11 protein-coding genes are annotated in these 16,562 nt (G+C 55.9%); 4 read left to right on the forward strand and 7 right to left on the reverse strand.

What is annotated here, in order from left to right; translation table 11 throughout:
* Window positions 1-2: 2 nt before the first annotated feature.
* Window positions 3-866 (reverse strand): N-acetylmuramic acid 6-phosphate etherase, encoded by an 864-nt coding sequence (locus OKF39_RS15190; protein ID WP_193031666.1) that lies wholly within the window; start codon window positions 864-866, stop codon window positions 3-5.
* A gap of 165 nt (window positions 867-1,031) precedes the next feature.
* On the opposite strand from OKF39_RS15190, the gene OKF39_RS15195 reads away from it, so the two are divergent.
* Together OKF39_RS15195 and dcuR are read left to right on the forward strand one after the other, a co-directional pair.
* A complete protein-coding gene (locus OKF39_RS15195; RefSeq protein WP_309264183.1) occupies window positions 1,032-2,648 on the forward strand; it encodes a sensor histidine kinase in 1,617 nt (538 codons plus the stop codon).
* Window positions 2,645-3,364, forward strand: a complete 720-nt coding sequence (gene dcuR / locus OKF39_RS15200; RefSeq protein ID WP_028013719.1) for a two-component system response regulator DcuR — start codon at window positions 2,645-2,647, stop codon at window positions 3,362-3,364. The genes OKF39_RS15195 and dcuR overlap by 4 nt, the downstream gene beginning before the upstream one ends.
* Here the strand turns inward: dcuR and OKF39_RS15205 are convergent.
* Together OKF39_RS15205 and OKF39_RS15210 are read right to left on the reverse strand one after the other, a co-directional pair.
* A complete protein-coding gene (locus OKF39_RS15205; protein ID WP_028013720.1) occupies window positions 3,345-4,307 on the reverse strand; it encodes an FAD:protein FMN transferase in 963 nt (320 codons plus the stop codon). The genes dcuR and OKF39_RS15205 overlap by 20 nt on opposite strands.
* 58 nt (window positions 4,308-4,365) lie before the next feature.
* On the reverse strand, window positions 4,366-7,146 hold the full coding sequence (locus tag OKF39_RS15210) for a flavocytochrome c (RefSeq protein WP_479983101.1): 2,781 nt from the start codon (window positions 7,144-7,146) through the stop codon (window positions 4,366-4,368).
* A 610-nt stretch (window positions 7,147-7,756) separates the two neighbouring features.
* Here OKF39_RS15210 and OKF39_RS15215 point away from each other — a divergent pair.
* Together OKF39_RS15215 and fumA are read left to right on the forward strand one after the other, a co-directional pair.
* Window positions 7,757-9,265 (forward strand): anion permease, encoded by a 1,509-nt coding sequence (locus OKF39_RS15215; RefSeq protein WP_023325580.1) that lies wholly within the window; start codon window positions 7,757-7,759, stop codon window positions 9,263-9,265.
* Window positions 9,266-9,320: 55 nt separating this feature from the next.
* Window positions 9,321-10,970, forward strand: coding sequence for a class I fumarate hydratase FumA (gene fumA, locus OKF39_RS15220; protein ID WP_479983102.1), 1,650 nt, complete (start codon window positions 9,321-9,323; stop codon window positions 10,968-10,970).
* A gap of 153 nt (window positions 10,971-11,123) precedes the next feature.
* Here fumA and OKF39_RS15225 read toward each other — a convergent pair whose 3' ends face one another.
* From OKF39_RS15225 to OKF39_RS15240, 4 genes are read right to left on the reverse strand one after another with little or no spacing between them, the layout of a single operon-like run.
* A complete protein-coding gene (locus OKF39_RS15225; RefSeq protein WP_234424092.1) occupies window positions 11,124-11,792 on the reverse strand; it encodes a fimbria/pilus periplasmic chaperone in 669 nt (222 codons plus the stop codon).
* 22 nt (window positions 11,793-11,814) lie between these two features.
* The gene (stbD, locus tag OKF39_RS15230) at window positions 11,815-13,146 is read right to left on the reverse strand and encodes a fimbrial usher protein StbD (protein WP_063154969.1); all 1,332 of its coding nucleotides are present in this window, start codon (window positions 13,144-13,146) and stop codon (window positions 11,815-11,817) included.
* A 1-nt stretch (window position 13,147) separates the two neighbouring features.
* On the reverse strand, window positions 13,148-15,703 hold the full coding sequence (locus OKF39_RS15235; protein ID WP_479983814.1) for a fimbrial outer membrane usher protein: 2,556 nt from the start codon (window positions 15,701-15,703) through the stop codon (window positions 13,148-13,150).
* Window positions 15,687-16,448, reverse strand: a complete 762-nt coding sequence (locus OKF39_RS15240; protein WP_049136347.1) for a fimbria/pilus periplasmic chaperone — start codon at window positions 16,446-16,448, stop codon at window positions 15,687-15,689. Before OKF39_RS15240 ends, OKF39_RS15235 begins: the two co-directional genes overlap by 17 nt.
* Window positions 16,449-16,562 lie beyond the last annotated feature (114 nt).

The raw sequence follows: 16,562 nt of genomic DNA on the forward strand, positions 1-16,562 counted from the left end.
TTTTACGGCGCTTCCTGCAGCGCCACGCGGATAAACCCGTTATTCTGCGCCAGCAGCTCATGGGCTTTCCACGCATCCAGACCGGTCAGCACCATCAACACCGCCGTTTTACAGTGATGGTTACAGCTCTCCAGCGCGGCTTTTGCCTGCGCCCGGGTGCATCCCCCCGCTTCCATCACAATGGCGATTTGCCGTTCAGCCCATTTGGTATTGCTTGCCTCAAGATCCACGCGCAGGTTGCTGTAAACGCGCCCGGTGCGAACGGCCAGCGCGGTGGTAATCATTGAGAGGATCATTTTTTGCGCGATCCCCGCCCTGGTATTGCGATACCCGGCAACCACATCAGCCCCAAGCTCTGGGGCAATTACCATGCTTGCCAGCTGTGCTGCTTCACTTTGTGCATCACCGGTGATGACCGCAACCGGCGCTCCCAACGACCACGCATGCCGCATTGCCCCCCAGACCCACGGCGTTTTTCCGCTGACGGTCACGGCAAGCATCATATCGTGCTCATCAAATTTAATGGCCTGCAGATCAGCCACACCGCGCTCGTAGCTCCCATCCCCCTCTTCTGCCGTCACGGCAATTACCGGCGTTTTCCCCGGCGCATACTCATCTGCAGCCTGTTGTGCGATGCAGCCTGACGGGCCCGCGCCGACAATCAGCAGACGGCCGCCGTGGTTGAGCGCCGAGGCGGCGTTATCCACCGCGCGGGCGATTGTCGTTAAGCAGGGGGTTATAGCAGCAGAAATGCGTGCATCTTCCTCGTGGATAACCTTCAGCATGTCCAGCGTGGACAATCTATCTATATTCATCGTGCTGGCGTGCCGTCTTTCCTTGACTGAACCGGTAAGCGTAATGCTCATAAACAGCCTCCTTATTATGAGTACCCACACACTATAAAGTGTTTTATATAGATGACCTGCGAGTGGGGTCACGAAAAGAAGAGTAAATCGACGCTTTTACATGGCTTTAAGAAAAGCCCATCATCAGCGATAATCACTCCCTTTCTTAATCATCGCGGAGTGTTGATGAGCGATCTGCAGCCTTTCCCTCTGACGCGCAAGCGCCCCATGAAACTGTACACGCTGGTCACGTTGATGGTGTCCGCGATTATCGCCTCGGTGTTGCTGGTAGTTTTTGCGCTCTATTCCGTGCAGATCACCCGGGCGACCCGCGATGATGTAAAAGATACCGCTCTGGGCATCGCCCGCACGCTGGCCGACAGCCCTGAGATCCAGCGCGGCCTGATGCAGTCGCCGCAGGCCGACATCATTCAGCCCATCGCCAAAGCCGTTACCCAACGTAACGATCTGCTGCTTACCGTGGTGACCGACATGCGGGGGATTCGCTACTCGCACCCGAACGAGGCGCTCATCGGCCTGCATTTTATCGGCAACGATCTGGAACCCGCGCTGGAAGGCAAAGAGAATGTCTCAGTTAACCGCGGTGCCCTCGCCGAGGCGCTTCGCGTTTTCACGCCGGTCTATGACAGCCAGCACGATCAGATCGGGGTCGTCGTGGTCGGGATTTCCCTCAAAAAGGTGGAAGACCAGATAGCCCGCGGGCGACTCAACGCGCTCTGGACGATTCTGTTCAGCATCTTTATGAGTTCGATGGCGATTTGGGGTCTGGTACGGGTCCTGAAACACATCCTGTTCGGGCTTGAACCTTACGAAATTTCCGCCCTGTTCGAACAGCGCCAGGCGATGCTGCAGTCGCTTCGCGAAGGGGTACTGGCCGTCGATATTCACGGCCGCGTGACGATGATTAACCACGCTGCCAGAGAGATATTACTTCTTCCCTCCGGCAAGCAGACCGAAAACACCAGCGAGCCGCTGCTGGCAAGCCTGCGTGAGGTATCGAAAACCGGGGTTGCGCGTCAGGATCAGGAGATCAGCTGCAACGGACGACTGCTGCTCTGCAACATGGTGCCGGTTAAAAGCCAGAATCGGGTGATCGGGGCTATCAGCACCTTCCGCGATAAAACGGAAATCAGCCAGCTGATGCAGCGTATCGATGGCATGGTCAACTACGTCGACGCCCTGCGCAGCCATACGCACGAGTTTATGAATAAACTGCATGTGATCCTCGGCCTGCTGCACATGAAGCGTTACGACAAGCTGGAGGAGTACATCATCCAGACGGCGCATAATTACCAGACGGACATTGGCACGATCCAGAGCAAGGTAAAGTCCCCGGTCGTTGCCGGGTTCCTGCTGGGTAAAATCAACCGGGCGAAAGAGGCCGGCGTCACCCTGACGCTGGCGGATGAAAGCCTGATACCGGATACCGCCAGTGAAGAGCAGGTTGCGGTGCTGATCACCGCGCTGGGTAACTTAATCGAAAACGCGCTCGACGCGATGGCAGGACAGCAGGAAGGCGAGATCGGCCTGCTGCTGCATTATCAGAATGGCTGGCTCAGCTGCGAAGTCAGCGACGATGGCCCCGGCATTGATCCCACTCAGCTGGAGGCTATTTTTACTAAGGGGTTCTCAACAAAAGGTGAAAACCGCGGCGTTGGGCTGTTCCTTGCTCGCCAGCAGATCCAGAACCTGGGCGGCGATATTACCGTCGAGTCTGAGCCTGGCGTATTTACCCAATTTTTTGTTCACATCCCCTGGGATAGCGAGAGGAATATCGCGTGATAAATGTATTAATTGTCGATGATGACGCCATGGTAGCCGATCTCAACCGTCTGTACGTCAACCGTGTTGAAGGCTTCAGCTGCTGCGGCGTCGCCTCCACGCTCAATCAGGCCAGGGCCTTTATCAATAACCCCAGCCAGCCTGTCGATCTGGTGCTGCTGGACGTCTACATGCAGCAGGATAACGGGCTGGATCTGCTGCCCGATATTCGCGCGTCAGGCCGCCCGATTGATGTGATTATGATCTCCTCGGCCGCCGATGCCGCCACGATCCAGACCTCCATCCACTACGGCGTGGTGGATTATCTGATAAAGCCGTTCCAGTTCCCGCGCTTTGAAGAGGCGCTGAACGGCTGGAAGGCAAAGCACAGCCTGATGGGCTCGCACCAGTATTACGAGCAGGCGGACGTCGACAGGCTGATCCACGGCGGCGCGCCGGAGCTGGCGGACACTAAAAAATTGCCGAAGGGGTTAACGCCGCAAACGCTGCGCACGATTTGCCAGTGGATTGATGGCCACCCGGAGACGGAATTTTCCACCGACGATCTGGCTAACGCAGTCAATATCTCACGCGTCTCCTGCCGTAAGTACCTGATTTGGCTTGCGCAGATCAACATTCTGTTCACCAGCATTCACTACGGCGCCACCGGGCGTCCGGTGTATCGCTACCGCTTACAGCCGGAACAGATCGGGCTGCTCAAACAGTACTGCCAATAACGCGGTAGCTCTCGTCCAGAAGGGTAAAACGGAAGTGGTGCATCGAGGAGATCACCACTTCTTTTGTTTTGGTCACAAAGATAGCTTCAATATCGGGGCGCGCGCGCAGGGCGGCACAGCCCTTTTCTACCCCCATGCCGTACATCAGCGTGGTCCAGATGTCGCCGTCAATGGAGTCTTTTGAAATGATAGTGACGCTCTCCAGCTCGTTGTCGAGCGGATACCCGGTGCGCGGATCGAGAATATGGTGATAGCGCTTGCCGTTCTGCTCGAAGTAGCGCTCGTACGTTCCCGAGGTCACCACGGATAGGTTCTCCACCGTCATCGCACCGATAAGCGCGTCACCGGCGAACGGTTTTTTTAGCCCCACGCTCCAGCCCCCTTCCGGCGAGCCTAACGTCTGGATGTTTCCGCCGAGGTTGATCAGCCCCAGCTCAGCGCCCTCTTTGCGCAGGTAGTCCCGCACCCGGTCGGCGATATAGCCTTTGGCGATGGCCCCCAGATCAATCTCCATCCCCGCTCTGGTCAGAAACACGCTGGTCTGCGCCTCATCAAGGATGACCTCCTCGGGCCGGGTTATCGCCAACAGGGACGCAATGTCATCGGCAGGCGGAACGCTGTCTCCCTGAAAGCCAATCTTCCAGCGCTTCACCAGCGGGCCGATCGCCAGGTTAAACGCGCTGTCTTTTAGCATGCTTGCCGCTTTGGCACAGCGGATCAGTTCAAACACTGGACGACTGACGGCAACCGGATGCTGGCCCGCCGCATGGTTGATGTCCATCACCTGGGAATGCGCCCGGTTAACGGTGAGGAGATCTTCGTACTGTTTGATCAGGCGGAAAACGCGGGACGCGAGGGCTTCGTCATGGGAGAAGAGCTTCAGGAGAATGGGCGAGCCCATCAGAACGGCGGAGTAGCTGTAAACGCGATGGCTATCAGGCATTGCATGTGTCCTCAGATGTAGCCCCGGCAGGCACCGCGCCGCCGGGGAGACAGGAGCCTTACGTTCTTTTTGAGCGCATCGCCGCCTGATGTCCTGCAAGGGTACCAAAAATAATGATATCCGCCACCGCGTTACCGCCGATACGGTTGCCGCCGTGGATCCCCCCGACCACTTCACCCGCCGCAAACGCCCCCGGCAGTACGTTGTGGTTGCTGTCCAGCACGCAGGTTTCGGTGTTGATGGTCACGCCGCCCATGGTGTGGTGCACGCCTGGCCCAATCTGAATAGCGTAGAAAGGCCCTTCGTTGATGGGCGCACGCAGCGCGGTGGTACGACCAAAATCGTCATCGTGCTGTTTTTCAACGAAACCGTTGTAACGTTCCAGGGTCGCGAGGAAAGCGTGGTGATCCATACCGAGCGCTTCCGCCAGCGCTTTTGGCGAGCTGGCGCTGGTCACGAAGCCCTTGGCGATGTACTCATCCGCAGCTTTGTTTTTGGCGCGTACGTGCTCATCAAAGACGATGTACGCGTATTTCTCCGGCAGCGCGATGATTGACGCCGAGACTTTATCGCGGGTCGACATTTCGTTGTAGAAGCGCTCCCCTTTCTGGTTGACCAGAATCGCCCCGCCCCCACGGATGGATTCGGAAATCAGGTACGAGGTGTTCTGCTCAACGGTTGGGTGAATTTGGATTTCGCCCATATCCACGGTGCCCGCCCCGATGCGCTCCAGCAGCGCGATGCCGCCGCCGGTTGCCCCTTTGTGGTTGGTGGTGACGAACCCTTCCAGATCCGGACGGTATTTGACGACCATCTGGCTGTTGGCGCTGAAGCCGCCCGTCGCCACGATCACGCTTTTCGCTGCCACGGTGACGGTTTCGTTCTCTTCAGTGGTCAGGCGAACCCCGGTCACTTCACCGTTCTCGAAGAGGATGTCGCTGACGGAGGTATCCAGCATCACCTCGATGTTGCGTTTGTTGACGTTACGCACCAGGCCGCTGATCAGGTAGCCCCCCACCGCAGAGCCGTCTTTTGGACGGTGAGTACGGTCGATGCTCATCCCACCGGTGGTGGTGATGTCGTTCAGCATGATGCCGCGCGTTGCCAGCCACTCAATCGCCTGCGGCGCGTTCTCGACAAAGCGGCGCAGCAGTTCAGGGTTGTTCTTGTTGCCGCCGCCTTTCAGGCTTTCCTGGTAGAACAGCTCTTTGCTGTCCTGAATGCCCTTCATGCGCTGGAAGCGGGTTTCGGCGGCGTTCATCCCGGCAGAGGCTTTAATGGTGTTCCCGCCGATGGTCGGCATCTTCTCAACAATCAGCACGCTCGCGCCTTCGTCGTGAGCCTGAATCGCCGCCGCCAGACCGGCGCCGCCGCTGCCGACCACCACCACGTCCACGCTGCGGGTTTCGTTCGGGTCCACGCCCTCTTCCGCTGCCAGCGCTTTGCTGGATTTCAGCATCGCTTTAGAGACCGCTTTCTTCACCGCTTCACTCTGGCTGGTTGCACCGGTGATGGCATCCACGTGCGGGGTATTGGCGTCAAGAATGCGGGTACGGATCTCTTCAAAGCTGGTGACGAACTCAACGTCATCGCTCGGGCCAGAGGCCAGCTCGATGTCCGCAATGCGGTCGGTTTCCAGACTGACGTTAATCACCAGCTCGTTCGCGTCGTCCTGCACCTTCTCGGTGAACATGCCCGGTTTGAATTTCGATTCGCCCATGCTCATGTCGCGGATCATCGCTTCCACCAGCGAGAAGCGCCACAGGGGTTCAGGAATGCTCAGTTCCTCGCGTTTGGTGCTGTCCATAAACAGCTCCAGCGTTTCCCCGGCCGCGATGCGGTCGGTCCAGTCCGGGTAGGCAATGGTGGCGCGGCCAACGGCAATCAGGTCGTAACCGTGGTCCAGCGCTTCATTCACGTCTGACGCATTCACCACGCCGCCCACGCCCATCACCGGAACCTGCGCCAGCGTTTCAGAACGCATCGCGCAGTATTTTTCGATCAGCGGCGTCGGGTCCTGGGTGTCGACAATGGACGGACGCAGGGTCGCGCCGACGGAGAAGTGCAGGTAGTCCACGCCGCGCGCCGCCAGTTTTTCCAGCAGGTACATGGTGTCTTCAAAGCGGATGCCCGGCACTTCCAGCTCTTCAGGGGAGAAACGGTAGCCAATAATAAACGCGTCGTCCGCGTACTGGCGCACCATTTTGTGGGTGATGTCCAGCACCGCCAGCGGGAACTTCGCGCGATTGTCGCGGCTGCCGCCCCACTCGTCGTCGCGCTGGTTAGAGTTTGGAGAGTAGAACTGCTGAATCAGGTAGGTGTTCGCCCCGTGGATTTCCACGCCGTCAAAACCGGCCTGGATGGCGCGGCGCACGGCTTCACCAAACTTGCCGATCATGCCTTCCACTTCTTCGGCGGTCAGGGCAACCGGCGTTGCGGCACCGTCACGCGGCGCGGCCACGGCGCTTGGGCCAACCGGGGTACGGCCACCGATCAGTTTCGGATCAACCATGCGGCCACCGTGGTAGATCTGCAGCAGGGCCTTAGATCCTTTGGATTTAATGGCCTCGGCGATTTTCGCCAGCCCGGCGATTTTCTCGTCGTTATCAATACCAATTGCCCCCGGGAAGGCAAGGCCGAGATCGTCGACGAAGCAGCACTCCACGATGATGGTGCCAATGCTGCCGGAACGGGCCCGATAGTACTCCACCAGCTCGCTGGTGACGGTGCCGTCATAATAGCCGGTACAGGTGGTCATAGGGGCCATTAACAAACGGTTTTTCAGTTCAGTGCCATTCGGTAATGTGAAGGGGCTAAGAATGCGTTCGTTAGTGCTCATAATAGAAACTCCAAACTTTTAAAAATTGAGAATTCGTTATCGGATTGATTTTTTATTTCGTCGTTTTTTGCCGATGTCATGATATTAATATAATGATTTTTTTAGTTTCTAAAGTTATTACGTTAGTTAAAAAACTATTTAATCCCTGTGATAACACTAATAATACATTGGTGTTAGCGATTGTCATTCAGGCATTCACAATATTTTAAAATACGTTAAATAAAAAATGGTAAAACCATTACACCAAAAACCAAAAATACCCTTTAAAATCAACTAAATAGCAATTATTAAAAATTCAAATTGTTACAGAAATGATAAAATAAACCCGCAAAAAAGATAATAACCACATACGCCAGAGTGGTTATTAATAAAAGCATAAAAATAACGCTGCAATTCTGTTTTTTTGATCTCGATCAATAGTCATGGCATTTAAAAGCGCAATATAAAAACATCATCATTTTTTAATTTAACGCACACAAAAAAGCGTTAAATCGCTATTACTGAAAATACAAAAACGCACCTTTAATAACTAAAAAAAGCAAAGAAACTTAAGAAAGCAATTTTGACTTTTCAGTGCGACCGAATTTTTGACAACTTAAGACGTGAAACTATGAATACAAAAACTGCTGTAACGCCCCCTGTGGCGAACCAGGCATCAAATGGAAACGCAAAACGTCTGCTGATGATGGCACTGCCCGTCATCGTCGCCGTACTGCTGCTGTTTGTTCCGGTACCGGAAGGACTGCCTCCTTACGCGTGGCACTACTTCGCCATCTTCGTCGGCGTGATCGTCGGTCTTATCTTCGAACCCCTGCCGGGCGCGGTGATCGGTCTGACCGGCGTGGTCGCCATTGCCCTGTGCAGCCAGTGGGTGCTGTTCAGCCCTGAACAGCTGGCTGACCCGAAATTCAAGCTGGCGGGCGCCTCCTTTAAGTGGGCAGTGAGCGGGTTTGGTAACTCCACCGTCTGGCTGATTTTCGGTGCCTTTATGTTTGCCGCAGGCTATGACAAAACCCGCTTCGGCCGCCGTCTGGCGCTGATTCTGGTGAAGTACCTCGGCCGTCGCAGCCTGACGCTCGGTTACGCGATTACGTTTGCGGACCTGCTGCTGGCACCGTTCACTCCGTCCAATACCGCGCGCAGCGGTGGGACCATCTACCCGATCATCGCTAACCTGCCGCCGCTGTACGGTTCAAAACCCAACGACCCAAGCGCGCGTAAGATTGGTTCTTACCTGATGTGGGTGGCGATCACCGCGGCCTGTATCACCAGCTCAATGTTCCTCTCCGCCCTTGCGCCGAACCTGCTGGCCCTGGCGCTGGTGAAAAGTACGGTTGGGATCGACATCTCCTGGGGGACCTGGTTCCTGGCCTTCCTGCCGCTGGGCATCCTGCTGATCCTGACCATGCCGCTGCTGGCCTATTGGTTCTACCCGCCAGAAGTGAAGGTGAACAACGAAGTGCCGCTGTGGGCGACCCGCGAGCTGGAAAAACTGGGCAAACTGTCGCGCAATGAAATTCTGCTGCTGGTGTTCGTATGTTGCGCGCTGCTGATGTGGATCTTCGCCGCCGCGTGGATTGAACCCGCGATGGCGGCCCTGCTCATCGTCGGCCTGATGCTGTGGACCGGCGTGCTGGAGTGGAACGATATCACCGGCAACAAAGCGGCGTGGAACACCTTCGTCTGGTTCGCCACCCTGGTGGCGCTGGCGGACGGCCTCTCCTCTACCGGCTTTATCAGCTGGTTAGGTAAAGAAGGCGGCCTGCTGATGAGCGGTATCTCTCCGGGCGTGGCGACCATCGTCCTGCTGCTGGCGTTCTACCTGCTGCACTACCTGTTTGCCAGCACCACCGCGCACACCACGGCGCTGCTGCCAGCGATGCTGACCATCGCCTCCACCATTCCGGGCATGAATATGGAAGTGTTCGTTCTGCTGATGGTGACCTCGCTGGGCGTGATGGGGATTATCACCCCGTACGGTACCGGTCCAAGCCCGATTTACTACGGTAGTGGCTACCTGCCAACCAAAGACTACTGGCGCCTCGGCACCATCTTCGGTGCCATCTTCCTGGCGGCCCTGCTGCTGATTGGCTATCCGTGGATGTCCATGATGTTCTGATTCCTGACCGCCGGACTTCTCCTCCGGCGGTTTTATTTTTGTGGAGCAATACGCTATGTCAAACAAACCGTTTATCTACCAGAACCCCTTCCCTCTTGCGCATGACGACACCGAATACTACCTGCTGACCAAAGAGCACGTTTCCGTTGCCGAGTTCGAAGGCCAGGAAATCCTGAAAGTGGAGCCGGAAGCGCTGACCCTGCTGGCGCAGCAGGCCTTCCACGACGCCGCATTTATGCTGCGTCCTTCCCACCAGAAGCAGGTTGCCGCCATCCTCAACGACCCGGAAGCCAGCCAGAACGACAAGTACGTTGCCCTGCAGTTCCTGCGCAACTCCGAGATCGCGGCCAAGGGCGTGCTGCCCACCTGCCAGGATACCGGCACCGCAATCATCATGGGTAAAAAAGGCCAGCGCGTCTGGACCGGCGGCGGTGACGAAGCGGCCCTGAGCCAGGGCGTGTATAACACCTACATTGAAGACAACCTGCGCTACTCGCAGAATGCGGCACTGGATATGTATAAAGAGGTGAATACCGGCACTAACCTGCCCGCACAGATTGACCTCTACAGCGTCGACGGGGACGAATACAAATTCCTGTGCATGGCGAAAGGCGGCGGCTCTGCCAACAAAACCTATCTCTACCAGGAAACCAAAGCGCTGATTACCCCGGCGAAGCTGAAAAACTACCTGGTTGAGAAGATGCGTACCCTGGGGACCGCAGCCTGCCCGCCGTACCATATCGCGTTTGTTATCGGCGGCACCTCAGCGGAAGCCACGCTGAAAACCGTGAAGCTCGCCTCCACCCGCTACTACGACGCGCTGCCAACCGAAGGCAACGAGCACGGCCAGGCGTTCCGCGACGTTCAGCTCGAACAGGAACTGCTCCAGGAAGCACAGAACCTCGGCCTCGGCGCGCAGTTCGGCGGGAAATACTTCGCCCACGATATCCGCGTGATCCGCCTGCCACGCCACGGTGCCTCCTGCCCAATCGGCATGGGGGTCTCCTGCTCCGCCGACCGTAACATCAAGGCGAAAATCAACCGCGACGGGATCTGGATTGAGAAGCTTGAGCACAACCCGGGTCAGTATATTCCTGAATCCCTGCGCCAGCAGGGCGAAGGCGACGTGGTGAGCATCAACCTGAACAAGCCGATGAACGAGATCCTTGCCCAGCTTTCCGCGCATCCGGTCTCTACCCGCCTGTCGCTGAACGGCACCATTATCGTGGCGCGCGACATTGCCCACGCGAAGCTTAAAGAGCTGCTGGATAACGGCGAAGCGCTGCCGCAGTACGTCAAAGATCATCCGATTTACTACGCGGGCCCGGCAAAAACCCCGGAAGGCTACGCGTCTGGCTCACTCGGCCCGACCACGGCGGGACGCATGGACTCGTATGTTGACCTGCTGCAATCCCACGGCGCGAGCATGATCATGCTCGCGAAAGGCAACCGCAGCCAGCAGGTGACCGACGCCTGCCATAAGCACGGCGGCTTCTACCTGGGCAGCATCGGCGGCCCGGCGGCGGTGCTGGCGCAAAACAGCATCAAGAGCCTGGAGTGTGTGGCCTATCCTGAGTTGGGTATGGAAGCGATCTGGAAAATTGAGGTGGAGAACTTCCCGGCGTTTATTCTGGTGGATGATAAAGGCAACGACTTCTTCCAGCAGATCCAGAACAAGCAGTGCAAAGGCTGTTCACAGCGCTGAGATTTTCCATATCGCCAGCAGCAGCGACAGCAACTCGTTAATTAACTCCTGCTGTCGCTGCCCTGTATGGAGAATAGTTTTCTTATTCTCCATACACACCATACAAACGCTTTTTCTTCATTTTAGTTTTTCAATATATGCTAACGCCGCATGCTATTGTCGAACAACGGCCTGATAATTAAGATAATTACCGTCGTCGGTAATCACACGATAGGCTACCGTTTCTCCCGGCAAGAGTGGCTTATCAGGCAAAATCACCTTTTCCGCCCGTGGCGAAACCATAATATTGGTCAGCGGCCTTTGCCCGGGTATTTCCACGTTGAGGCTGATATTCCAGGGCGTCGGGTTAGTAATGATTAACCGCGTATCCTGAGCGCTGAACTGAAGCGTCTGATACTGAAGAGCATCAGGATCGCCGATGTCGGCAGGACGAATAAAGACCTTCATCCTTAAGCGTAACGGCAGAATTAACTTTTGCGCGTTCTGCCGGGTCCGCTCGCTCTCAGGCTGGATCTGGAAAATATTCAGCCAAAAGACGCTTTCCCGATCGTTCGGCAGCCCCTGACGTGCCGTAAGCAGCAAACGCAACGAACGAATCTCCTTCGGCAACATTTTGAAAACCGGAGGAGTAGACACAATCGGCGTGCTGACTTTGTCCGGCGGCACCAGCGGATCGCCCGTGTCCGTCCAGACCTGAATTATGGCTGGCGTTTCACCATCGTTAGAGAGATTCAGCGACTGGGCCATTTCGCCAGCGCTGAAAATCACACGAGTCCGATCGACGTTAACCACGGCATAGGCCTCAGCGATGAGGCACGTCATCAGCAAGCCTGCCAGAGCAAGCCTACTGGAAATTAACAACGACTTGTAATTGCGCATTAACCGTACCTGGCGTCACAGTTTGCCCACTGAGGGCCTCTAATGATGCGGTAAAATCACCGGTATAGGTGTTTACCGCCCCCGTCGACGTCAGGCTGGTAAGATCCTGATACGCATACCAGCCGCGCGAGTTTCCCGTGCCGGTTATGCTCCTGTCGGGTAACAAATTGATTGCCGTCCCACTCCGGTTAAGGATTTTTATACCCACGCCAGAAGCCACGCCGCTGTTACCGTAATGCGAATCCAGTAGCCAGGTTAGACCCCCACCGCTGGTCACCAGCCCCAGCCCTTGCGCAGCACTGACAGCAACGGGCTGGTTGACTAAAAAGCCCATGGCCACGTTTGCCTTGCTGGCCGTGGACGTGGCGGTACCGGAAACCGCGCCTGACTCGCACTCGAGGCTGACCGAGAACGGAGCCTGACTGGTACCTCCGGCCTGCAACGCGGCGGAGCTGACGGTGGGTAAAAGCACAACGGCGGGATAGTCTTTAACCTGACATAGTGCACCACGGACGTAGGTCACGGCATTGTAGGTACTCCATGCGCCGGGCCAGTTTGTATACCAGCCATAATAATAAATCGCGCTATCCTGGCCCACCACGATTGAATTTGATGCCAGCCCGGGGCCTTTAAAGGCTATATAGCCTCGCGGTTGGGTATAGGCATCTTTATAGTAATTGCTGGCGTTAAGATAATAGGTGGTGGATGAAATCTTATACATTTCATACAGCACATTGCTGAATGCGCTGGCTGGAATGTAAATATAGGTTCCATCCTGATACCAGTCTGCCGAGGTGATTTGTCTTTGCTTCCAGTAGCGGCTGTAATATTCCCCGGTGCTGAGATTGGTCATTCTTACCGCGACGTTTTTTGCGACATCATAATATGCACCCTCAATTTCAGCGGAGGCATACATGCCGGTATAGGCGTTATCGCCGTTGGTGGCATACATTTCATATAAACTTCCGGCGTCAGACAGGGCGCAGCGGAACAGAATTTGATTACTGGCATAGGTTTTATTAGTCGCTGCCGTTAAAAAATTGCCCACCGCGCTGGCAAGCAACGTTCCCGACGGCTGAAAGTTAGTGCCGCTGTTGATACTGATTACCGCCGGCAGCCCAATATTGCCATGGCAGGTATCACATGCACCCGACCAGTCGGCGGCAGTATACCCTGCCGCGATGGCCATGCTGGAGAGTGATGACGTGCTGGTCACCCTGATGCAGTTTGCCCACGCGGGCTGGCTTATCAGCAAAAACAGCCCCAGCACCAGAAAATGTTTTAACCTGTCCTGCATTTTAATTTTCCTTTTCACATATCTGGCTCAGGTAAACCAACGGCTCTGCGTTTCGCCCGGTAATTTGATACGGCACACGGCAGCGCTGGTCGCGCTCTTTGCCCCATTTCACGCGCAACACACCGGAGGCTTCCGGGACACGGGCATAAATTTGGCCACCCTGCCCCACCATGCCAATCAATGTTCCCTCGGTATCCCGCACCTCCGCCCCCATTGGCGGTAGTTCTCCGTCACGGGTACTAAGAGTAATGAGAACGGCTTTGCCTTTCAGCGTGGCAAAGTCCACCCGGACCACTGCCCCCGCATAGGGCACGACGCGCTGACTTCCGCCTTTCAGTTCGGCATCCGCCATCATAGTGCGCGAGTCCAGGCTGACGTTGTTGCTACGGTAAGGGGAAAGCGACGGCAGAATGGCGTAGCCAAACGCGTCAATAGTCGCCCCCTGTCCGTTCTGCACGCGCGCACCCTGGGCACCATCGGCGTGTACCAGTGCGAACGTGTCGCTGGTATACGGCCCGAGCGTTAATCCTCCCGGATGTAGCACCAGTGTTCCGGATGCACCAAGCCCTGCCTGCCGGTAGTTATCCCCCTGGTCATAGCTGGCCTGTACGGACCCCACGCGGGTATTTTCCTGAACGTTTCCACCAAACGTCGTGGCGTTACCGCTGCTCCCATCCCGATAACGTTCATATCCGCCGTACACGGAGTACGATCTGTCACGACCGTCCCCTGCCGTGCCGGTTAGCGATACTGTCGAGGAGCGGCTGGCGCGCGACTGGTTGTAGTTGTAAGCCACCGACGCCAGGTTGCTGCCCCAGTCCAGGGGGACCGACACGTTGAAAGAGACGGTATTTTCGGTGTATTTCTCTATTGAACTGTCATCAACCGGCTCGCGAGTACTGGTATAAAAGCGTCCGTAGTCCCAGCTCGTCCGTTGTCTGGCTAAGTTCATCCCATAGCTAATTCGTCGCCACTGATTGCTGTAGCCCAGCTGCAGCTGGGTCATACGCGACTGATTGCTATAGTAATCCGCCGTGCTGGCACTCAAATTAAGTACCCCCCAGCTTCCCATCGGCTGGCTGACCGTCGCCGTCAGTCGATTGCGCTGATGCAGGGTGTCTGAATAGTACTCCGTACCGCTTTTCTGCTGGCGGCGAACGCCCAGCACATCCTCCAGATCGCGATAACCACTCGTCGAATAGCGATATGCGGCAAGCACGAGGTTAGTGCCTGCCGTAAACGTCTTGCTGTAGCTGATTTCTGCACGCCATCCCTGCTGCCGGTCATCATTTTCAACCAGGGCATCAGACCAGGTGGCATTCAGACCAATTGCACCAATTTCAGTCGCCAGCACGCCCCCTGCCAGAAAAGCCGTGTAGTCCTTTGCCACGCGCAGGCCGAGGTTGCTGGTGACTTCATTGCTCAGCCCTCGCTGTAACACGCCTTCCAGGAAGGTGTTTTCAATACTGTAGTACTGACGAACGCGTCCGAATGAGAGGCCGTATTGCCAGTTGCCCGGACGCACGGAATCAGGCACAGCGGAATAAGGCACGGTAAAACGGGATGTTTTTCCGCTGGCCTCAATGACCTCAACCTCAAGATCCCCCTGACTGCGGGTGTTGTATAAGTCATTGATAACGAATGGTCCAGGCGGAACGTTGGTTTCATAAATGACGTTATTTAGCTGCTTAATCACCACGTGTGCGCTGCTGGATGCAACGCCCCTGACTTCCGGAGCATAGCCCCTCTTCCCCTGCAGCCACATGCGTTCATCGGTTGCCAGTTTCACCCCATTGAACGAGAGGCTGCCAAAGAGGCTGCTGTCGGTATAGTTATCCCCCAGCACCAGCACGCTATCGATCGGTTCGATGGGACGCTGTACCCAGGTTCGAACAGCGTTATAACTCGAATCGCTTCCATTTATGCTGCTGTCCGCATAGCGCAGATTTCCCTGATGTCGAACCTGCCACAGCCCAAGGTTGGTTCCGGCATTGATGCCGCTCCACAAATAGTGATAGCGGTAGCGAGTGTCTGTATTTTCCGTGAACGTGTAGCGGGTGTTATGCCGCAAAAAGATCGCCGCCATCCCCGCGTCCCATTCACTTACCGGAATATAGCCGCGAGGCGTACGCTGGAGTTCCGTCATCGGAATAGCCAGTTGAAGGCGCAGTGAGGCCTGGTCAAACAGCCAGGTTGCATGTTCAGCCCACTCACTCAAAAGGCGACACGCTGTCCCCTCATCGCGGTCTGCTGCTTTCAGTTTTGCGGCCTGCATGAGCGATTTGCCCAGACAGGGTTCAGGATCGCGACCATCTGCTTTAGCGCGGAAGACGATCTTTTCTTCGCTTTTCATCAGCGTATTGTTGACGTATACATCCACCAGATAACGTCCGGGTGCGACCTGATGCCGGTTAAACTGCTCCAGATCCATGCCCCAGGACGAGCCCTGCAGCAGTGAAGAGTCAAAAACATATTCTTTCGCCTCCACCAGCCCCGTGCAGCTCAACGAGATACACAGCGCCAGCAGATTGCGACGAAACTCAGGGGTACGAGACAGGGTAGTGCCCATTGATCCGTGCTCCCTGATCGTTAACAAGCCATACCCTGACCGTACCGTTTCCCACGGTTTTGGTTTTCCAGTTGTTAAACCAAAACGTTTGACGATCGAAAGGCGCTACCGTATCAGCTGTGAGGGTATGCTTTTTCCCCCCCGCCTCAGCCTCAATGAGGGTTAATGACGCATACCACGGCTGCGGGTTCTCTATGGAAATCCCATACCCCTTTTGCGCATCGAAAGTGGTGTTGACCCGCAGCCCGTTCAGCTGATTTTTTGGGGAGCCAATGCCGGCTGGCCGGTAAATCACTTTTACCCGGGTACGTAGCATGACCAGCATTCTGTTCTGCCCTTTTTCACTCTCGAGATTCGAGGGTGGGACCTGGAGCGCATTGAACCAGTACAGGGATTCCCGATCCTGCGGTAAATCGCGCGCGCCGGTATGGGTCACGCGGATAACTTGTCCCGCTTTCGCCTGGATTCGAAACACGGGAGGGGTCGTCAGAAAAGGGATTTTCGCGCCCTCAGCCGGAGTCGCGTTAACATTACCTTCGTCAAACCAGGTTTGAATCACGTAAGGAATGTCATCATTATTCTTGAGCTGCACGTCAACGGACGAGGCCCCGGCAGGATAAATAATCCGGCTGCCCAGTATCGTGACGCTTGCGGATGCGGTGTTTGCCAGCATTAGTACACATATCAAATAAGTCAGGTACTGAGCGATACGCTGAAGATGTGCGCTTATCATTATTAACAACTCCCGGGTCGAATGAACCTGGTGTGGCGAGACCCTGACTGCAATGCGCTGAGTGGAATGTGCACGTTTGCATCCTGCAAAACGTGCACACGTTAGTTCCAGTGC

It is taken from the genome of Enterobacter cloacae complex sp. HYC042_NIDB (assembly GCF_056673315.1).